General features: G+C 44.2%; 18 protein-coding genes. 2 read left to right on the plus strand and 16 right to left on the minus strand.

The genetic code is table 11. The annotated features are described in order from the left end of the window. Positions 1–167: 167 nt before the first annotated feature. The 10 genes from J2Y67_RS08960 to J2Y67_RS09005 form a co-directional block, all read right to left on the minus strand. On the minus strand, positions 168–1,760 hold the full coding sequence (locus J2Y67_RS08960; protein WP_310173020.1) for a CTP synthase: 1,593 nt from the start codon (positions 1,758–1,760) through the stop codon (positions 168–170). 250 nt (positions 1,761–2,010) lie between these two features. Next, positions 2,011–2,574, minus strand: a complete 564-nt coding sequence (gene rpoE / locus J2Y67_RS08965; RefSeq protein WP_310173022.1) for a DNA-directed RNA polymerase subunit delta — start codon at positions 2,572–2,574, stop codon at positions 2,011–2,013. Between the two features lie 108 nt (positions 2,575–2,682). After that, the gene (locus tag J2Y67_RS08970) at positions 2,683–2,892 is read right to left on the minus strand and encodes a hypothetical protein (RefSeq protein ID WP_310173024.1); all 210 of its coding nucleotides are present in this window, start codon (positions 2,890–2,892) and stop codon (positions 2,683–2,685) included. Positions 2,893–3,122: 230 nt separating this feature from the next. Further along, on the minus strand, positions 3,123–6,383 hold the full coding sequence (gene icmF, locus J2Y67_RS08975; RefSeq protein WP_310173027.1) for a fused isobutyryl-CoA mutase/GTPase IcmF: 3,261 nt from the start codon (positions 6,381–6,383) through the stop codon (positions 3,123–3,125). Next, a complete protein-coding gene (locus tag J2Y67_RS08980) occupies positions 6,380–7,015 on the minus strand; it encodes a TetR/AcrR family transcriptional regulator (RefSeq protein WP_310173029.1) in 636 nt (211 codons plus the stop codon). The genes icmF and J2Y67_RS08980 overlap by 4 nt, the downstream gene beginning before the upstream one ends. Before the next feature lie 115 nt (positions 7,016–7,130). Beyond that, positions 7,131–8,270 (minus strand): acyl-CoA dehydrogenase, encoded by a 1,140-nt coding sequence (locus J2Y67_RS08985; protein WP_310173031.1) that lies wholly within the window; start codon positions 8,268–8,270, stop codon positions 7,131–7,133. A gap of 249 nt (positions 8,271–8,519) precedes the next feature. After that, positions 8,520–9,650 carry an acyl-CoA dehydrogenase gene (locus J2Y67_RS08990; protein ID WP_310173033.1) on the minus strand — a complete coding sequence of 377 codons (1,131 nt, stop codon included), beginning with the start codon at positions 9,648–9,650 and terminating at the stop codon, positions 8,520–8,522. Positions 9,651–9,801: 151 nt separating this feature from the next. Next, entirely contained in the window at positions 9,802–10,653 is an 852-nt protein-coding gene (locus J2Y67_RS08995) for a 3-hydroxybutyryl-CoA dehydrogenase (protein ID WP_310173035.1), read from the minus strand. A gap of 171 nt (positions 10,654–10,824) precedes the next feature. Continuing rightward, the gene (locus tag J2Y67_RS09000) at positions 10,825–12,021 is read right to left on the minus strand and encodes an acetyl-CoA C-acetyltransferase (protein ID WP_310173037.1); all 1,197 of its coding nucleotides are present in this window, start codon (positions 12,019–12,021) and stop codon (positions 10,825–10,827) included. Between the two features lie 369 nt (positions 12,022–12,390). Beyond that, positions 12,391–14,502 (minus strand): (Fe-S)-binding protein, encoded by a 2,112-nt coding sequence (locus J2Y67_RS09005; protein ID WP_310173039.1) that lies wholly within the window; start codon positions 14,500–14,502, stop codon positions 12,391–12,393. 196 nt (positions 14,503–14,698) lie between these two features. On the opposite strand from J2Y67_RS09005, the gene cls reads away from it, so the two are divergent. Continuing rightward, positions 14,699–15,901: a cardiolipin synthase gene (gene cls, locus J2Y67_RS09010; RefSeq protein ID WP_310173042.1), complete on the plus strand. Its 1,203-nt coding sequence runs from the start codon at positions 14,699–14,701 to the stop codon at positions 15,899–15,901. On the opposite strand, the gene J2Y67_RS09015 is transcribed toward cls, so the two are convergent. Then, entirely contained in the window at positions 15,896–16,519 is a 624-nt protein-coding gene (locus J2Y67_RS09015; protein WP_310173044.1) for a YitT family protein, read from the minus strand. The genes cls and J2Y67_RS09015 overlap by 6 nt on opposite strands. Positions 16,520–16,659: 140 nt before the next feature. On the opposite strand from J2Y67_RS09015, the gene J2Y67_RS09020 reads away from it, so the two are divergent. Beyond that, entirely contained in the window at positions 16,660–16,791 is a 132-nt protein-coding gene (locus tag J2Y67_RS09020; protein WP_310173046.1) for a DUF4023 domain-containing protein, read from the plus strand. A 37-nt stretch (positions 16,792–16,828) separates the two neighbouring features. Here J2Y67_RS09020 and J2Y67_RS09025 read toward each other — a convergent pair whose 3' ends face one another. The 5 genes from J2Y67_RS09025 to speE form a co-directional block, all read right to left on the minus strand. Continuing rightward, positions 16,829–17,011: an H-type small acid-soluble spore protein gene (locus J2Y67_RS09025; RefSeq protein ID WP_310173048.1), complete on the minus strand. Its 183-nt coding sequence runs from the start codon at positions 17,009–17,011 to the stop codon at positions 16,829–16,831. Positions 17,012–17,189: 178 nt separating this feature from the next. After that, the gene (argS, locus tag J2Y67_RS09030) at positions 17,190–18,848 is read right to left on the minus strand and encodes an arginine--tRNA ligase (protein WP_310173049.1); all 1,659 of its coding nucleotides are present in this window, start codon (positions 18,846–18,848) and stop codon (positions 17,190–17,192) included. Further along, the gene (locus J2Y67_RS09035) at positions 18,845–19,264 is read right to left on the minus strand and encodes a YwiB family protein (RefSeq protein ID WP_310173051.1); all 420 of its coding nucleotides are present in this window, start codon (positions 19,262–19,264) and stop codon (positions 18,845–18,847) included. Before J2Y67_RS09035 ends, argS begins: the two co-directional genes overlap by 4 nt. Positions 19,265–19,591: 327 nt before the next feature. After that, entirely contained in the window at positions 19,592–20,464 is an 873-nt protein-coding gene (gene speB / locus J2Y67_RS09040) for an agmatinase (protein WP_310173052.1), read from the minus strand. Between the two features lie 79 nt (positions 20,465–20,543). Further along, positions 20,544–21,371 carry a spermidine synthase gene (gene speE / locus J2Y67_RS09045; RefSeq protein ID WP_310173054.1) on the minus strand — a complete coding sequence of 276 codons (828 nt, stop codon included), beginning with the start codon at positions 21,369–21,371 and terminating at the stop codon, positions 20,544–20,546. Positions 21,372–21,454: the final 83 nt, after the last annotated feature.

Raw genomic sequence — 21,454 nt, forward strand, 5'->3', positions numbered from 1 at the left:
TATTTCTCTCTTTTTACATTTAATTTTCCAGTTCCGCCCTTTTATTTGCCACTTCCACCAATATATCTGCCACTTCCCCCTTTTATTTGCCGCTTCGCCCATGCCCCCCTTTTTCAAAAATCCCCACAAAAAAGACCACTCCCCAAAAAAGGAATGGTCCAAAAAACTTATTTCAACGTCGCACGAATAAAGTCGCGGAATAGCGGCTGTGGACGGGTTGGTCTTGACACAAACTCTGGGTGGAACTGAGACGCTACAAACCATGGATGATCCTTCAACTCAATAATCTCCACTAAACGACCGTCCGGGCTAGTACCAGAGAACAAAAGTCCAGCCTCCTCCATCTCCTGACGATATTGATTATTAAACTCATAACGGTGGCGGTGGCGCTCATAAATCACTTTCTCCTCATAGGCTCCAAACGCCTTCGTTCCTTCCGCAAGACGTGCCGGATACAAACCAAGTCTTAATGTACCGCCTAAATCCTCGATATCTTTCTGTTCAGGAAGTAAATCAATAATTGGATAATTGGTATCTGGAACAAACTCAGCAGAATGCGCTCCCTTATGACCAAGAACATTGCGGGCAAACTCAACCGTTGCCAGCTGCATCCCTAAACAAATCCCAAGGAACGGTTTCTTATTTTCACGCGCATAACGAGTTGCTTCAATTTTCCCTTCAATCCCGCGGTCACCGAAACCACCAGGAACAAGGACGCCGTCCACATCGCCCAATAACTCTTCCACATTCTCAGCTGTTACATGTTCCGCATTGATCCACTTAATTTCTACATCGGCATCAAACGCATAGCCGGCATGACGCATCGCTTCCACTACAGAAATATAGGCATCTTGAAGTTCAACATATTTCCCAACAAGACCAATCCGAGTCTTGCTTGATAAATGAAGGACCTTATCCACCAATGTTTTCCACTCGGTCATTTCTGCTTCCGGAGTCACCAATTTCAAATGGTCGCAGACAATTTGGTCCATATTTTGCTCTTGAAGTGCAAGTGGTACAGAGTAAAGGGTATCCGCATCACGGCACTCGATTACTGCTTTCGAATCAATATCACAGAACAAGGCAATTTTATCCTTCATATCCTGTGATACTGGCATTTCTGTACGAACCACAATGATATTTGGCTGAATTCCAAGGCTGCGAAGCTCTTTTACACTGTGCTGCGTTGGCTTGGTTTTCATTTCACCAGCTGCTTTGATGTACGGAATCAATGTACAATGAACGTATAAAACATTGTCACGACCGACATCATTTTTAATTTGGCGAATGGCTTCAAGAAATGGGAGTGATTCAATATCACCAACTGTTCCGCCGATTTCCGTAATAACCACATCAGCATTCGTTTCATTGCCGGCACGGAAAACACGGTCTTTAATTTCGTTAGTAATATGTGGAATAACCTGAACCGTTCCGCCTAAATAATCACCACGGCGCTCTTTACGTAAGACACTGGAGTAAATTTTCCCGGTCGTTACGTTGCTATACTTGTTTAAGTTAATATCAATGAAACGCTCATAGTGACCTAAGTCTAAATCTGTTTCTGCACCGTCATCGGTAACGAACACTTCACCATGCTGATACGGACTCATTGTTCCCGGGTCGACGTTGATGTACGGATCAAATTTTTGAATCGTTACGCTCAATCCGCGATTTTTTAATAAACGTCCTAAAGATGCTGCGGTAATCCCTTTTCCAAGCGAGGAAACTACGCCGCCTGTTACAAAAATATACTTTGTCATGAATGATTCCCCCTCATATTTACAGTTTGTACATTATCCAGATAGTTTAAGGCATTTTTCAAAAAAAATTCCGCCTTACCCTAAGGTGATTGGTCGACGGGGAAGTGAAACGATTTTACTCCAAAAAACAACAAAAAAGCGCTCCACTTAACACTTTGTAAGGGAGCGCATATCATCAACTATTGTTTCGTTCCTTTTTTAAGGAGCCCAAAAAAGATAATACAAGGGTAGAGATAAAAAGTCAAGACAATTACAAGTCTTCTTCTTCCTCTTCCGCCAACTCATCTTCATCCTCGTCCAAATCGTCATCGAGTTCTTCTTCGTCGAGGTCAAATTCTTCATCGTCTTCAAGGACCTCTTCATCCTCATCGACGTCATCAATCTCATCAAAGACATCCTCATCTTCAAGAAGTTCATCCTCATCGTCGGTATAATCGTCGAGGTCATCGTATTCCTCTTCATCGATTTCATCGTAATCGTCAAGGTCCTCCTCGTCGACAACCTTCTTCGCCTTTTTCTTCTTCGGTTTCACAACCGTAACAACTTCTTCCTCTTGCGTATCAACTGGATACCAAACGCGAAGTCCCCAGCGGTTTTCCCCTAACGAAAGAAAACGGCCGTCAATATTAATATCAGTGTAAAATTGCGCAAGCTTGGACCGCATTTCCTCTTCCGAAACACCTGCTGCCGCTGAGATTCCTTTTACCAATTCATGAAATGAAATCGCCTGCTTGCTGTTTTTCAAAAATTCAAAAGCCATTTCAATGAGGGATAGCTCTTTTAATTCCTCTTTTGAGTATTGTGCTAAACTCAATATCGGCACTTCCTTTCTCTATTTAACACTCTAGTAGAGTGAATAACGGACAATCACCAAAAATCCATATTCTTCATTATAAACAATTTACTGCCGTTTATGCTAGTTCTATCTATTGTTTCGCTTGATTTTTTGCCTTTGTTTCTGCTCTTGACTGCTTTCTTTATTCAAGCGCAGCTTTTTCATCTCCTTGATTGACACCACCAGAAAGAAAATTGCCAGCAGCAGAAACGAAACTGCGCCCAGCTGGAGTTCATAGAGATAATATAATGGCCAGGCAAAAACAATTAAAACTCCAATTATAAAAGTTATCTTCATTTGTTTCACCACCAAGGAGCCCTAATGTGTAATAACTATAATTATATAAGAAAATCTTTCATTTTGAAAAAAACTTTTTTACATAAATAGACAATGACCCTCAAAAGAGCCATTGTCTGCCAAATAAACCTATATTATGCACCCAACTTCGATAACTGTCTAGCTCCAGCGACTAGCCCCTCAAGGGAAAAAATGAACTGCTTTTTCCTAGGTCGCTTCCGCTTTTCTATTTACATATTTCTTCGATACTGCCCGCCAACCTCATATAATGCTTTTGTAATCTGTCCGAGACTCGCCACTTTGACTGTCTCCATCAATTCTGCAAAAATGTTGCCATTGTTGACTGCCGCTGCCTTCAAAGCCTTTAAAGCCTGTTCTGCTGCACCCGAATGGGCTTTTTGGAACTCGCGCAAATTGTGGATTTGCAGCTCCTTTTCTTCTTCCGTTGCCCGGGCCAGCTCCATATTGTCGACCTCTTCCTCAGATGGCGGATTCGGATTCAAATAGGTATTCACACCAATAATTGGCAATTCACCCGTATGCTTTTTCATCTCGTAATACATCGATTCATCCTGGATTTTTCCACGCTGGTACTGCGTTTCCATCGCACCGAGCACTCCGCCGCGGTCATTAATCCGCTCAAATTCCTGTAAAACCGCCTCTTCGACGAGATCGGTCAGCTCTTCAACGATAAACGAACCTTGAAGCGGGTTTTCATTCTTGGTTAACCCATGCTCCTTGGTAATAATCATTTGAATCGCCATCGCCCTTCGTACCGATTCCTCGGTTGGAGTCGTGATTGCTTCATCATACGCATTCGTGTGAAGCGAATTACAGTTATCATGGAGGGCCATTAACGCCTGCAATGTTGTCCGGATATCATTAAAATCGATTTCCTGGGCATGCAGCGAACGTCCCGAGGTCTGCACATGGTACTTCAGCTTTTGGCTGCGCTCATTAGAACCATATTTATCGCGCATCACAGTTGCCCAAATACGGCGGGCAACGCGGCCAATCACGGTATACTCCGGATCCAAACCATTCGAGAAGAAGAACGAAAGATTTGCTGCAAAATCATCAATCTTCATGCCGCGGCTCAAATAATACTCAACATACGTAAACCCATTTGACAACGTAAAGGCCAATTGCGAAATCGGATTCGCCCCTGCTTCGGCAATATGGTAGCCGGAAATGGAAACGGAATAATAATTGCGCACCTGATGGTCAATGAAATACTGCTGAATATCGCCCATCATCCTTAGGGCAAATTCCGTGGAGAAAATACAGGTATTTTGACCCTGGTCTTCTTTTAAAATATCAGCTTGCACCGTACCGCGGACGGTTTTCAGCGTATAGGCTCTTACTTCAGCAAATTCTTCCACCGTTAACACACGGCCAAGCTCCGCTTCTTTTTTCTGCACCTGCTGGTCAATTGCTGTGTTCATGAACATCGCCAAAATAATCGGCGCTGGACCATTAATCGTCATCGAAACCGATGTGGATGGGTGGCATAAGTCAAATCCAGCATACAGCTTTTTCATATCATCAAGCGTACAAACGCTGACGCCGCTCGTGCCAATCTTCCCATAAATATCTGGACGGTGATCCGGATCTTCCCCATAAAGGGTAACCGAGTCAAACGCAGTACTTAAGCGTTTTGCTGGATCATCCTTCGATAAATAGTGGAAGCGGCGGTTCGTGCGTTCCGGTGTCCCTTCCCCGGCAAACTGCCGTTTTGGATCTTCTCCTTCACGCTTGAACGGGAATACTCCTGCTGTAAAGGGATACGAACCCGGTACATTTTCGCGGTATACCCAGCGAAGGATTTCGCCGTAATCTTTATATTTCGGCAAAGCCACCTTTGGAATGTCGAGTCCGGAAAGGCTCTTTGTTTTTAAAACCGTTATGATTTCTTTGTCGCGAATTCTTGTTACGAATTGGTCCTTTGAATAGGCTTCCTTCGTTGCACCCCAGCCGTTCAGGATTTTTTTCGATATAGGTGTCAGCTTCTCTTCGGTTTCCTGCTTGATGGCTTCTAAGGAAGCAATGATTTCACTGCCAGCCTCGCGTTCCTTTACAGCAGCAATTGCTCCTTCAAGCTGGAACAGCTTCCGTGCCAAGTCAGCCTGCTCTTCTGCTTTCTTATGATAACGGCGCACCGTTTCGGAGATTTCCCTCAAGTAATAGCGGCGGTCGGTAGGAATGATCACACTTTGTTTTTCAACTTTTGCATGCTTAGTAAAGGAGGTCTCCCAGTCTGATACCATTTTTTCATTGATTTTTTCTACTAATGCTGCAAAAAGGGCATTGGTGCCAGGGTCATTAAACTGACTGGCAATTGTTCCATACACCGGCATTTCCAATGGATCCTTTTCAAACAGCATATGGCTGCGCTGGTATTGCTTTTGAACATGCCGCTTTGCATCCTCTGAGCCTTTGCGCTCAAATTTATTAATCACGATGAGATCGGCAAAGTCGATCATATCAATTTTTTCAAGCTGTGTCGGTGCCCCGAATTCACTCGTCATTACGTACATGGAAAGGTCACAAACTTCAGTGATTTCCGCATCCCCTTGGCCAATTCCGCTCGTTTCCACAATGACCAAATCAAATCCGGCTGCTTTAACCACCGACACGGCGTCCTTAATTGCTAGCGACAATTCCGTTTTAGATGACCTTGTAGCAAGGCTGCGCATATACACATTTGGTGAAAAAATCGCATTCATGCGAATCCGGTCCCCTAGAAGCGCTCCGCCTGTTTTTTGTTTCGTCGGGTCGACCGATAGAACCGCCATCTTTTTATCCGGCAGTTCATTGATAAAGCGGCGAATCAATTCATCCGTCAGCGAACTTTTTCCGGCGCCGCCAGTACCGGTAATACCGATAACCGGAATCGCCTTCGTTAACGATTTAACTTGATCAAGGACAAGCTCTGCTGCTGCTGCGACTTCTTTGTTATCATCGACATGCAGCTCCGCAAGCGTGATGAGCTTGGCAATCGCGTTGACATCCCCAGCGGGCAGTTTTTCAATTTGCTCCGCCGCATTGGTCGTAACCGTTGGAAAATCGCTTTCTTCAAGCATGCGGTTAATCATGCCTTGTAGTCCTAAAGTCCTGCCGTCTTCCGGTGAAAAAATCCAGGCAATACCGTAATCATGAAGCTCTTTGATTTCTTTTGGAATAATAACGCCGCCCCCGCCGCCGTAAATACGGATGTTTTGTGCGCCTTTTTCCTTGAGCAAATCATACATGTATTTAAAATATTCAACATGGCCGCCTTGATAAGACGAAATCGCAATCCCCTGCACGTCCTCTTGAATCGCTGCGTTTACCACCTCTTCTACCGAACGGTTGTGGCCGAGATGAATGACCTCGGCTCCGCTTGACTGAAGAATTCTTCTCATAATATTGATTGAGGCATCATGCCCGTCAAAGAGGCTGGATGCGGTTACAAATCGGATGTGATGTTTTGGCTTATAAATCTCCATCATTCTCCCCCTTTTTGCTTAATTGCAGATAAAATCAGCTCTGTTTGCAGTTCAATATATTCATCGATGGTATATAATTTCTGTACGGACCAGCGGCGGAAGCTCCACATATGCCCGTCAACAATAATATTGTGAGAAATAAGCTTTAATCGTTTTTCCGATAAATCCAGCTCGCCATTTTCCACACACAGGACCAGCAGCTTTTCAAACATCGCTGCCATTTCCTTTTCTTTGTTCAGAACGTATGGCAGGGCATCCTTTGGTAACGATTTTACTTCTTGGTACATGACCAGAAACTCATCCTGCATCTCATCTACAACCCGAAAGTAATTGGCAATTCCCTGCTTTAAATTGGCTAATGTCCCCTGTTTATTATCGAGGTCTTTCTGAAGGCGCTCGCTGACATGTTCATAAATACTGTCACAAACAAGGTAGAGAACATCTTCCTTCGAGCGAATGTATTCATAAAGTGTTCCAATGCTAAACCCGGCCGCCTTGGCAATTTCCCTTGTTGTCGTCCGGTGAAACCCCTTTTCTATAAAAAGTGTGACCGCCCCTTTAATCATCTGATCACGTCTTTTTTCAACCAGACGCTCATCCTTGACCGAAGCCTGTACTTCCCTCTTTTTCGTCACGTTAAAACCGCCTTTTGTTCACGGCACCCTCCAAAAAAGCAGGTGTTCGAGTTTTCCTGCTTTTCGTAACGGGGGCACCTTCAAATTCCTTCTTATGATTCTTGCTTCTGCTTTTCTATTTCGTCAGCATCCTTGAGATTACAAGGCGTTGAATTTCTTGTGTTCCTTCATAAATTTGCGTGATTTTTGCATCGCGCATAAACCGTTCTACCGGATAATCCTTTGTATACCCGTATCCGCCAAACACTTGAATCGCTTCGGTTGTCACTTTCATCGCCGTGTCACCGGCCATTAATTTGGACATCGCCGACTCTTTTCCGTACGGCAGCCCGTTTGACTCCAGCCATGCTGCTTGGTAGGTTAACAGTCTTGAAGCTTCAATCGCTGTAGCCATATCCGCAAGCTTGAAACTGATTCCTTGGTTCGCGACAATTGGCTTGCCAAACTGGTGGCGTTCCTTTGCATAATCAACCGCTGCATCAAGTGCCCCCTGTGCAATTCCCACCGCTTGCGCCGCGATACCGTTACGGCCGCCATCAAGCGTCATCATCGCAATTTTAAAGCCTTCGCCTTCCTGGCCAAGCCTATTTTCAACCGGTACCTTACAATCTTCAAAAATAATTTCTGTTGTCGGCGATGAACGAATGCCGAGTTTCTTCTCTTTTTTGCCAACCGAGAAGCCTGGGAAATCTTTTTCGATAATGAAGGCGGTTGTTCCTTTTTGTCTGCTGGATGAATCGGTTAAGGCAAACACGACATAGATGTCAGCAACCCCGCCGTTGGTGATGAAAATTTTTGAACCATTCAGGACATAATGGTCGCCTTCCAAGCGAGCGGTCGTTCTCATTCCGCCTGCATCGGAACCGCTGCCAGGCTCGGTTAAGCCGTAAGCGCCAATTTTTGACCCTTCTGCCATTGGACGAAGGTATTTTTGCTTTTGTTCTTCGGACCCGAACTTATAAAGAGGCCAGCCCGCAAGCGAGGTATGGGCAGAAAGAGTTACCCCGATGGACGCGTCAACGCGGGAAAGCTCTTCAACTGCGATACAATAAGCAAGATAATCGCTGCCAATGCCACCATATTCCTCCGGCCATGGAATTCCTGTTAAGCCAAGCTCCGCCATTTTATCAAAAATGGCACGGTCAAAATGTTCCGCCTCATCACGCTCAGCCGCAGTCGGTGCGACCTCATTTCGAGCAAAATCACGAACCATTTTGCGAATCATTTCATGTTCTTCGGATAATTGAAAGTTCATTTTTGAGTCCCCCTTGGTTTTTTAGTGCGATTATTGGATGTTCGGTCGTAACGCGAACCGGTTATCAACATATTTTGGATGGATATCGACACATTTTGGGCGGATATCAACACATTTTTAACAGATATCAACACAAATTGGCCTGATATCAACACACTTTTAGCAGATATCAACACATTTTGCTCTGATATCAACAATTCTAAATTTCGGTCCATCGCCAAATTTTCAATTTTATCTACAAAAACCAAATTACAGGTGCTTGCTTACTACAATGCGCTGGATCTCGCTTGTTCCTTCATAAATCTCGGTAATTTTCGCATCGCGGAAATAGCGTTCAACCGGGTAATCCTCGGTATAGCCGTACCCGCCAAACACTTGGATGGCCTCAGTCGCCACTTCCACTGCCGTACGAGAAGCAAATAGCTTAGCGACAGAAGACTCAAAGCCGCATTTCACACCCCGCCTCCGAAGGTCAGCCGCTCGATAGATTAATAGTTTTGCCGCTTCAACACTTGTCGCCATTTCCGCGAGCTTAAAAGCAATCCCTTGCTGCGCAGCAATCGGCTTGCCGAACTGTTGGCGCTGCTTCGCATAGTCAGTTGCCGCTTCTAATGCCGCCTCGGCAATTCCCAGTGCCTGAGTCGCAATCCCAATTCGTCCAACCTCTAAGTTTGCCATGGCAATTTTAAAACCTTCGCCTTCCTCACCAAGCCGGTTCGCAACTGGAACCATCATATCTTCAAATGTAAGTTGAACCGTTCTCGAGCCGTGCAGCCCCATTTTCTTTTCGTCCTTACCAATGATTAGACCAGGTGTGTTTTTTTCCACAATAAATGCGGTAATGCCCCCTGAACCTTTTTCTGGATTCGTTGAAGCAAACACGATATAAACATCGGCTTCCCCGCCATTGGTGATAAACGCCTTCGTGCCGCTTATTTTATAAAAATCGCCATCGCGTACGGCACGGGACTTCAGGCTGGCAGCATCTGAACCGGAGCTTGGTTCAGTTAAGCAAAACGCCCCTAGGTACTCGCCGCTTGCCAGTTTCGGGATATAATGCTGCTTTTGTTCTTCTGTACCAAAATATAAAATGGGGTTTGTGCCCACCGAAGTGTGGACGGAAAGAATAACCCCTACTGTCGCACTCACCTTGGAAAGCTCGTGAATCGCAATGATGTAAGAAGTGAAATCCATTCCCGCACCGCCGTATTTTTCTGGAACTGGAATACCCATGAGGCCGAGCTCGCCCATTTTGCGGAGGACTTCGCGCGGGAATTCACCTTGCTCCATTCGCTCTACAAATGGAGCAATTTCATTTGCTGCAAAATCCTTGACCATTTTTTGCATCATTTCTTGTTCTTCTGTAAATGTTAGGTTCATGTCCATCTACCCTTCCCGAGGATATCGTCGTCTCTACTTTTCTATGATTAGAACCATTACTATGGTGCTTAACCTAAGCTTTTCTCTATTTAGAACCGTCCTAAAGCGTTTTCATTTTTTGAACCCTTCCGATCGTGCTTACCCCATCTTTCTATTCGTATGTGTAAAACCCGCGGCCTGTTTTCTTACCAAGCCAGCCTGCTTTTACATATTTTCGAAGCAGCGGGCATGGACGGTATTTATCATCACCAAAGCCTTCATGCAATGTTTCCATAATGTAAAGGCATGTGTCCAAGCCGATAAAATCAGCCAATGTTAACGGACCCATTGGATGGTTCATACCAAGCTTCATTACTTCATCAATCGCTTCTTTTGTTGCTACACCTTCATATAGCGTATAAATCGCCTCATTGATCATCGGCATAAGAATGCGGTTTGATACGAATCCCGGATAGTCATTTACTTCAACCGGGACCTTGCTTAAAGTTTTCGTCATATCCTCAATCACTTGATAGACTTCATCTGCCGTTGCTAGCCCGCGGATAATCTCGACCAGTTTCATCACCGGCACCGGATTCATAAAATGCATGCCGATGACCTTTTCTGGACGCTTTGTAGCCGCGGCAATTTCTGTAATCGGTAGTGAAGACGTGTTACTCGCCAAAATGACATGCTCCGGGGTAATTTCATCAAGCTGAGCAAAAATTTTCGCCTTGATTTCCATGTTTTCAACCGCTGCTTCAATGACAAGATCGACACTGCTTGCATCATTAAGGTCATTAGAAGGCGTCAGCCGTGCTAACACTTCCTGTTTTTGCTCTTCGGTTAAACGACCCTTGTCGACATTTCTTGATAGGTTTTTGTTGATAATACCTAAACCGCGCTCAACGAATTCTGGTTTCAAATCATTTAAAAACACCTGATATCCCGCTTGGGCACAAACTTGGGCAATCCCTGAACCCATTTGCCCTGCCCCAATGACCATTATCTTTTCAACCTTCATGATTTTCCCTCCAAGCGGGGCTGCCCGCTCTTTCAGTCAGCCCCTTTTTATTTCAAATCTATGAAACGAGCCGTTTTATCTGCGGAAAAATGGAATTTATCTGCGATAATGAACGATTTATTTGCGTAAACCGCCATTCTATCTGCGATGCGAAATTCCCACTCGAAACGGTTACGCCTTCGGAACCTTCGGAACCTCAATCATCACGGCATCGCCCTGACCGCCGCCACTGCAGATGGCAGCAATTCCGATTCCGCCGCCGCGGCGCTTTAATTCATGCATTAACGTTAGGATAATCCGTGCGCCGCTTGCCCCGATTGGGTGCCCAAGTGCGACCGCACCGCCGTTCACATTGACTTTTTCCTGATCAAGATCGGCAATTTGGCTGCTCGCTAAAGCAACAGCGGCAAAGGCCTCATTGATTTCAAACAAATCGATGTCTTCTAAGCTTTTTCCGGTTTTTCGTAAAATTTCATTGATGACAATTCCCGGTGTCTTTGGAAAGTCCTTCGCTTCCATCGCTATCGCCGCATGCCCTAGGATGACCGCTTCCGGTTTACGTCCTTCACGCTCAGCACGCTCTTCGCTCATCAGCACAAGTGCCGCCGCACCGTCGTTCACACCCGGAGCATTCCCGGCTGTTATCGTTCCGTCAAAGTTAAAAACCGGTGCCAACTTTGCCAATCTTTCTAAAGAGGTATCTTTTCGCGGTGATTCATCCTGCCCAACAACGATTGGCGCCCCTTTTCGCTGCGGTACTTCGACCGCAATAATTTCCTCGGCAAACTTTCCGCTTTCTATTGCCTGAATCGCCCGTACATGACTGCGGTAAGCCCATGCATCCTGCGCCTCGCGGCTGATTTCCATTTCTTTTGCCGTTCCGTTTCCGTAGGTTCCCATATGGGCGCCCGTAAAGCTGCAGCTTAAGCCATCATTGATCAATAAATCCTTCACAGAAGAATCGCCCATTTTTAAGCCCCATCTTGCTTTTGGCAGGAAATAGGGTGCATTGCTCATCGACTCCATGCCGCCGGCCACAATCACTTCTTCATCGCCGGCACGAATGATCTGATCGGCTAATGTGACACTGCGCATACCTGAAGCACATACCTTATTGATGGTTTCCGTTTTCACTTCCCATGGCAGACCGGCATGTCTTGCCGCCTGGCGGGATGGAATTTGTCCTTGTCCCCCCTGCAATACGGTCCCAAGAATTACCTCTTGGACTTCTTCAGGCTTTACACTCGCACGGTTTAATGCTTCTCTCACGGCGATTCCGCCAAGTTCTGATGCTGTTAAGCTGCTTAATGAACCTCCCATTTTTCCAAAAGGTGTGCGCACTCCGCTTAAAATGACTGTTTTCCCCATTCCAAACACTCTCCCTTTTCCTAATATTCAGACAGAAAATTTAACATTTTTCCCAAAAAGCGACTGAACGCTCGCTCAAAAAATGCTGAAAAAATGACGCAGACAAACAAAATCTGCAGATTGATGAGATAAAAACTAAGCTTGATGAAAATCTAAGATGGGATTTCGTGGTAAATTTGATGTAGTTATTTTTATATGGTATGGCATGTAAGCGTTTTATTACCTAATTATATTTTACAAAAAAATTAGCAGAAGTTGAATTGTTTTGGTGCAAAATTCCTAAAATTTAACGAATTCTTAATAAATCAATCAACTTCTGCTTTTTACACTAGATAATTCAGCAGCTAATTTATTCCGCTAAACTATTTTTTATGAAGCGAGTGTCTTACCCTCGGCGCATACTGCTTTTTCAAGAAGCTCGGCCACATCGTAAGTTGATACGGTTTCTTCTACTTCTTTCGCTTTCGTTCCGTCAGAAAGCATCGTTAAGCAGTACGGACATCCGGAGCTAATGACTGTTGGATTAACCGCAAGTGCCTGCTCAGTTCGGGATACATTAATGCGGTGACCTGTTTCTTCCTCCATCCACATTAAGCCCCCGCCTGCACCACAGCACATCCCTTTTTCACGGTTTCTTTCCATTTCCACAAGCTGAACACCCGGGATGGCTTTTAGGATTTCACGCGGTGGGTCGTACACATCATTGTAACGGCCCAGGTAGCAAGAATCATGGAAGGTAATTTTTTCGTTCACTGCATGTTTCGGAACAAGTCTTCCATCGCGGACAAGCTCAAAGAGAACTTCCGTATGATGGTACACCTCTGCCGTTAACCCGAAATCAGGATACTCATTTTTGAAAATATTGTAGGCGTGCGGGTCAATCGTAACGATTTTCTTAACTTCTGCCTTTTCAAACTCTTCAATGTTTTTCGTTGCAAGCTCCTGGAACAAGAATTCATTCCCGAGACGGCGTGCCGTGTCACCGGAGTTCTTTTCCTTGTTGCCAAGGATGGCAAATTTCACGCCTGCTTCGTTCATTAATTTTGCGAACGAAAGGGCAATCTTTTGGCTGCGGTTATCGTAAGAACCCATCGAACCTACCCAGAATAGGTATTCGAATTCCTCGCCGGCCTTATTCATTTCTTTTACCGTTGGAACATGAACATCGTCGCGGACCTCACGCCAGTTTTCACGCTCTTTCCGGTTAAGTCCCCACGGATTTCCCTGCCGTTCGATATTCGTCATTGCCCGCTGCGCATCTGCATCCATTTTCCCTTCTGTTAACACAAGATAACGTCGCAGATCGATAATTTTATCAACGTGCTCGTTCATCACCGGACATTGATCCTCACAGTTCCGGCAGGTTGTACAGGCCCAGATTTCTTCTTCGGTAATTACATCGCCGATGAGGCTCGGGCTATAAATGCCCGCTGCTGCTGCTTCTTCCGCCCCTTTACCCGCTGCGGCCAGAGCAATTTGGTTTCCCTTTGTACCCGCAAATGCAAAGGTCGGCACCCACGGCTGTTTCGACGTAACCGCCGCTCCGTAATTCGTAAGATGATTGCGCATTTTGACGATTAAATCCATCGGTGACAGCATTTTGCCTGTTCCGGTCGCCGGACACATATTGGTACAACGCCCACATTCTACACAGGCATAAAAGTCAATCATTTGCAGCTGGGTAAAGTCTTCAATTTTTCCAACCCCAAATGATTCCTGTGATTCATCTTCAAAATCAATTTTCTTTAACTTACCTGGCTTTTCTAAACGGTTAAAATAAACGTTCGCAGGACCGGCAATTAAGTGAGCGTGCTTTCCTTGCGGCACATAGACTAAGAAAGATAATAAGAAAATTAAGTGCACCCACCATGCAAAGTAGAATACGACAATAGCTGCTGTTTTCCCCACCCATGAGAACGCCATTGCAATGACAGATGCTATCGGTTCAGACCATGATGGATCTTCTCCATGCCAAACGATCCCCATGCCGTTTCCAAGCAGGACAGAAACCATTAAACCGCCGATAAAAATTAAGACAAGACCGGATTTAAAGCCTCGCTTTAAGCGGACTAATTTTTCAATATAACGGCGATAAAATGCCCCAAGCACTGCTACTAAAATGACAAGGGTGACAATCTCTTGGAAAAAGGTAAATGCCGGATACAACGGCCCAAGCGGCAGATGTGAACCCGGATGAATGCCTTTCCAAATAAAATCAATCGCGCCAAATTGGACCAAAAGGAACCCGTAAAAGAAGGCCACATGGATGGCACCCATCTTTTTGTCCTTTAATAATTTACTCTGGCCAAACACATTGACCCAAATTTTCTGCAGCCTTTCTTTGACGTTGTTGTCAAACTCAACCTTTTTGCCGAGCTTAATATACTCAATCCGCGTTTTGACCACATAAACGAATAGGCTGATCCCGTAAGCGGTTACAACTAAGAAGGCAATAAGGTTTACCCATAAAAGACCTGTCACATCAAAACTCCCCTTTCTCACTTCTCGTTTAAGAAAATTTTAAACACAATAAATTTTCAGAATCCTCTATCTCTATTATATTATGAATGAGCATTCAGTCAAATGAATTTTTACAAACTTTATTTCATATACTCAAATTCATAGAAGCGTTTTCAATTGGTAACCCTAAAAATATGATGAGGAGGGAAATATCCAGATGAAATTTATACTCACCTTTATTGGACTACTACTTCTTATCATCATATGGCTAGTCCTTGATTTTAGTCTAGGAAGAAAGAAACATCTTTCACAGATTAAAAATTACGAAACCCCCATGCTCCATGGCCAGATGGATATCTTCCCGCATGGACCGGAGCTGTTTGCTGACTATTTTAAAGAAATAAAAGAAGCCAAAATGCATATTCACATTCTCTTTTATATCATCAAAAATGACACGTTCAGCCTTGAATTTTTAAACTTATTAAAAGAAAAGGCACTGGAGGGTGTAGAGGTCAGGCTTCTGCTCGACCGAATCGGCGGCATCCATTTGAAAAAGCATTCGATCAATGAACTCCGTCAGGCCGGCGTCCATTTTTCTTTTTGCAATCGAGTAAAGCTCCCCTATCTTTTTTACTCCGCCCAGGTACGTAATCACCGGAAAATCACGATTATAGATGGAAAAATCGGGTATCTTGGCGGATACAACATTGGGAAGGAATACATCAACGAGGATTCGAAACTCAGCCCATGGCGGGATTACCATTTAAAAATGCTCGGTGAAGGGGCGTCCTTTTTACAAAGCGAGTTTCTGATTGATTGGCGAGAAAATACGAATGAGGATTTATTAAACCACTCTAATTATTTCCCTAAAGTTTTAAAAGGTTTAATCCGCCATCAATTGATGCCGACAGAGGCTGCTACACTGGAGAAAAAGTATCTTGGGCTGCTTCAAATGGCAAAGGAGTCAATTATTATTGGGACCCCTTATTTCATTCCTAGCAAGCCGCTTTTTCAGGAATTACTTGCGACCTTGAAGAGAGGCGTTCAACTCGCAATTATTGTCCCCTATACCTCGGACCATGTTCTGGTACAGGAGGCATCCCACCGCTACTTAAAGGCACTTTTGCGGGAGGGCGCAAAGGTTTTTCAATTTAATAATGGCTTTTACCATGCAAAAACGATTGTCATCGACGATAAGCTTTGCGATATCGGAACCGCCAATTTTGATAAAAGAAGTTTATTTTTAAACAAAGAAATCAACTGCTATATTTATAATCCTGAATTCATAGAGCGATTAAAAACCATCTTGCAAAAAGATATCGGGGATTCACACCCATTGACACTGGATGAATTAACAAAACCCAACCTTTTCAGATCGGTGAAGGAAGGCATCGCCGGAATTTTTTCTTATTTTTTATAACATGTTTTTTAGTGAAAGATCGATGGTTTTACAGGCAATACAAAAGGTGGCTAAAGAGTATACCGCCTCAAGCAGGCCAAATACAAAAATCGAACTGGAGAAAATAAAGAAATTAAAAAACAAAACATATTGCCCAATCGAAAAAGGGGTCCGTCGGCTTAACATGATGGCCAAAATCTCCGTGCCGTCGAGGGAACCGCCAAAGCGAATAATCATTCCCACCCCCATTCCCAAACAAATCCCACCAAGGAGGATAACGAGAATGGGGTTATTTGTGAGGACCGGCAGCGGCTCAAGGATGTACATTTCCAGACTTAAAAAAAGGAGGGCGCCAAGGCTGATCATTAGAAACCTTTTACCGAGGTAAAATAAGCCTAGCAGTAAAAATGGGGTATTTAATAGGAAAATATACAACCCCACTTCATGGTGGGTGACATGAGAGAGCATAATGCTAATCCCCACGATTCCACCATCAATAATGTAATTTTTCACTAATAGCAGTTGCAAAGCAGCCGCAACAAGCGATACCCCGATTAAGATCCCGCTCCCCCGCTTATAGAAGGAGAAATAGGCTGTTCTTCTTTCATCTGTGAAGTATTTCACGTGTCTCTTATACATTAAGGCCCCCATGTATTCGTTTGTCCTATTCATTATGTATGGTGGAATCCTTCATATTATCCCCAAAAAAATTAGACATGTTCCGGGGCATGTTTTCGGGCGTAAATGGTTAAAGTAACAAATATCAAGGAGGGATTAAGATGGAGAACACGAGTGAATTTGTAAAAAAATTAAATGAGGATCAAAAGAAACAAGAATATAATAAAGCGCACCAAGGCAATGGAAATCCGGACGATAAGCTTCCGAATAACAAGCACAGTAAGGCCAGATGAACATGTAAAAAGCATCGGTTTATTCACCGATGCTTTTTCATTGTTCTTCGATTAAGTTAAGAACGGGAACATCCCTTTCCTCTTCGGGGTTATTCCGTGAATAAATTCTTGCCATTTTTGCAGCTTCATCAACATGCTGGATAATCACCGGGTTCCCTTCATAGCTGACATGGACGATATCTGCTGACTCCGCAATTTCCTTCGCTCTACCTACATTCATACAGCTCACTCCTTACTGAAAAAGTCTATTTTAATATTTGCTATTTTTTGGAGGATATTCATGTTTATGAAGGGCTTTTTGAAGAGGCGCATTTTATTGGCGAGTTTATTTGTTTTTCTGGCTGGTTACATGATCAAAAATCCCTCCTTCAACTGAAAGAGGGATTCAACACTCATGTCTACATTTTATCGGGAGCGGATACGCCGATTAATGCGAGCGCATTGCGTAAGGTAATCTGTACAGCCTTCACTAGACCTAAACGAGCGGCAGAACGCTCCGGATACTCGGGATCTAGAACTTTTTCAGCATTATAAAAACTATGGAACGTTGAAGCCAGTTCAAAGATATAGTTTGTAATGCGGTGCGGAACACGTTTCACAGCTGCTTCCCCTACTGCCAGCGGGAATTCGCCAAGCTTTTTCAATAAGTCAATTTCCTTTTCAGAGTCAATTAAAGAGAAGTTCGCTTCGGTATCTACCTCTCCACCCTGACGTAACATGCTTGAGATCCTTGCGTGGGCATATTGCGCGTAATATACCGGGTTCTCATTGGATTCCGAAACCGCTAAATCCAAGTCAAAATCCATATGGGTATCGGATGAGCGCATCGCAAAGAAATAGCGGGTGGCATCGAGGCCGACCTCATCAACTAAATCACGCATGGTTACCGCTTTTCCTGTCCGCTTCGACATCTTCATTTTTTCACCGTTTTTATAGAGGTGAACAAGCTGGATAATTTCGACCTCGAGGGCATCGCGGTCATAGCCTAAAGCCTGAATCGCCGCCTTCATCCGAGGAATATAGCCATGATGATCCGCACCCCAAATATTGATCAATTTTTCAAAGCCGCGGTTGAGCTTGTCTTTATGATAAGCGATATCCGGTGTCAAATAGGTGTAAGAGCCATCCTGCTTAATGAGCACGCGGTCCTTATCATCGCCAAAGTCTGTGGAACGAAGCCAGGTTGCACCCTCCTCCTCGTAGATATAGCCGGTTTTACGCAGTGCCTCGAGCGCCTCATCAATTTTTCCATTTTTATAAAGAGAGGTTTCCGAGAACCAGACATCAAAGCGGACGCGGAAGTCCTCCAGGTCGCGTTTTAATTTTTCCATTTCATATTGCAAGCCGTATTCCCGGAAAAATTCAAAGCGCTCCATTTCAGCGACTTCGACATACTTATTGCCATATTCTTCGGCTAAGGTTTTTCCAATATTGATAATATCTTCACCGTGATAACCATCTTCAGGCATGTCTTTTTCTAAACCTAATGCCTGGAAGTAACGCGCTTCCACCGATTTAGCCAAATTATTAATCTGGTTTCCGGCATCATTGATATAGTACTCACGGGACACATCATAGCCTGCCATCGCTAAAATATTGCAAAGCGAGTCGCCGACAGCCGCACCGCGGGCATGTCCAAGGTGGAGGTCTCCAGTTGGGTTCGCCGATACGAACTCGACTTGGATTTTCTGCATATTCCCACCTGTCGTTTCGCCATACTGATCCCCCGCATTAAGAACGGTTGGGATTAAATCAGTTAAATAGCTGTTATTCATATAAAAATTAATAAAACCGGGACCCGCTAATTCAATTTTTTCAATCGATGCCCTTGAACGATCGAAGTTTTCAATGAGTGCTTCCGCAATCATCCGCGGCGCTTTCTTTGCGACTCGTGCGAGCTGCATTGCCATATTGGTAGAATAATCGCCATGCGCTTTTTCTTTTGGTGTCTCAAGAATGACATCGGGAATTTGCTCTTCCGTGGCAAGACCTGCCTTTAAAACCGCTGCTTTAATTTCTTCTTTAATCTTATTTTGAACCTGCTCAACTATATTCATATCCTATCCTCCTGAAAGGTTATCTGTAAATGGTATGTACCTGAGGGCGAGCCCTGCAACGTAAAATCGTAAAGTATGTCTATAAGTCCTTGGCCATTTTCAAAGGAATGTTGAAGGTTTTTCGTTAAGGTCGTTGTCTCAAACTGGCCAAACGGCATTTCATAGCTTCCATTCAGTTTCCGATTTAATTCGAACGGCAGGCGCATTTTAACGGCACCGCCGCGTAAAATCAAACCTTCCTTAGCAGCCATTTTCACGATTGTCCGGACACTGCCCTCCTCCATTGCTTCCTCATATTTCAAATAGGAGGCATTCTCCTTTTCAAAGTATTGACCAAACAACTGGAGCTCAAAGCTTTCCTGTTGATCAATCGTTGTTTTCACTTTTATTCTTACCGGTATCTCAGGCGTTGACAAACAAACCGCACTCCTCTAATCAAATTCACTTTTTCTATTATACCCATATTAAAGCTCAATTTAAAACGACAAAATTCGAGTGACGCCTTGTTAGCTCCCGAATTTTGTCGTTTTAAAAAGGCCTGTCCTTTCAAAGGGACAGGCAGTCATAACTCAATATAGGATTGCGACTTTGAGAATTGTCCAGCTCCAGCGCCCAGCGACTAGTGTACTTCACTCGCCTCCCTACGGTAAGTCAACATCGAATCGACTTGAGCTCCGTGTTTCCTTTATCTCAGTCGACTCGCTCCAGTCCTGTCGTGCGCTAAACGGGCGCTTCCGCTTTTCCTATTTCACCCAGCCAAGGATCATTTCGCGAATGAGTTTGCTGGCTGTGTTTGCAGTTTGCTCGGAATTGTCGTAGATTGGCGCTACTTCTACGAGGTCGCCGCCGACGACGTTTACTTTAGAGCGGGCAATTTCATGAATAGATGCTAGCAGCTCTTTAGAGGTAATTCCGCCGCAATCAACGGTGCCTGTTCCCGGAGCATGGGCAGGATCTAATACATCGATATCAATCGTTACATAAACAGGACGGCCTGCAAGCGTCGGGAGAATTTCCTTAAGCGGCTCAAGCACCTCAAATTTAGAAATATGCATGCCGTTTTGCTTCGCCCATTCAAACTCTTCCTTCATGCCGGAACGAATCCCGAAGGAATAGACATTTTTCGGCCCGATTAATTCCGCAATTTTTCGAATTGGCGTGGAGTGCGATAATGGCTCGCCTTCGTAATTCTCACGTAAATCTGTATGGGCATCAAAATGAATAATCGCTAAATCCGGATATTTTTTATGTACAGCTTTCATAACCGGCCATGAAACTAAATGTTCCCCGCCCATGCCAAGCGGAAATTTGTCGGCATCAAGCAAGGAGTCGATATACTCCTCAATTAGATCTAAGCTCTTCTGCGGATTGCCAAACGGCAGCGGAATATCCCCGGCATCAAAATATTTAACATCCTCAAGCTCCCGATCAAGATAGGGACTATACTCTTCCAGACCAATCGAAACCTCACGAATACGAGTCGGACCAAAACGGGAACCAGGTCGGTAACTCACCGTCCAATCCATCGGCATTCCATAAAGAACCGCCTTACTCTCCTCAAAATTCGGATGACTCTTAATAAAAACATTCCCTGAATAAGCTTCATCGAAACGCATCTTAACACTCCTCTTTTATGGGGGTCTGACCCCCATCACTTTAACGCGTTAATCAAGCGGGGGTCAGACCCCCTACTTATTATTTAACTAAATCACCAACAAACTTCGGCAGTACGAATGCTGCTTTGTGAAGTTCTTTTGTGTAGTATTTTGTTTCGATTTCGTGGAAGCGGTCGTCGCTTACTTCTAGTGGGTCGTATTTTTTTGAACCGATGGTGAAGGCCCATAAGCCGCTTGGGTAGGTTGGAATATTGGCTACATACAAACGGGTAATCGGGAAGATTTCTTTTACATCACGTTGCACATTGCGAATCAAATCTGCCTTAAACCATGGGTTGTCAGACTGAGCCACAAAAATACCATCTTCTTTTAATGCCTTCGAAATACCCGCATAGAAGCCTCTTGTGAATAGGTTTACAGCAGGACCAACAGGCTCTGTAGAGTCAACCATGATCACGTCATATTCATTTTCACTTTTTGCAATGTGCATGAAGCCGTCATCCACACGTACATCCACACGAGGATCGTCTAATTTGCCGGCAATTTCAGGAAGAAATTTCTTTGAATACTCGATAACTTTGCCATCGATATCAACAAGCGTCGCTTTTTTCACACTTGGGTGCTTCAATACTTCACGAATAACGCCGCCATCACCGCCGCCGACAACCAAAACATTCTCAGGATTAGGGTGAGTAAACAATGGCACATGCGCCACCATTTCATGATAAACAAATTCGTCACGAACAGAAGTCATAACCATGTCATCTAAAAGGAGCATGTTGCCCCATTCTTCTGTTTCAATCATATCCAGCTTTTGAAATTCTGTTTGCTCTGTATGTAAAGTCTTATTTACTTTCATTGTGATGCCGAAATTTTCGGTTTGCTTTTCTGTAAACCAAATTGTCATGTTCATCTTCCTCTCATCTATTTTTTATTTTTAACTAAGTAATCACTAAAGCTAATATTTATTCACTCAACTGATCACGAAGG

It is taken from the genome of Neobacillus niacini, assembly GCF_031456445.1.
In the GTDB taxonomy this organism is placed as follows: Bacteria; Bacillota; Bacilli; order Bacillales; family Cytobacillaceae; genus Neobacillus; species Neobacillus niacini_I.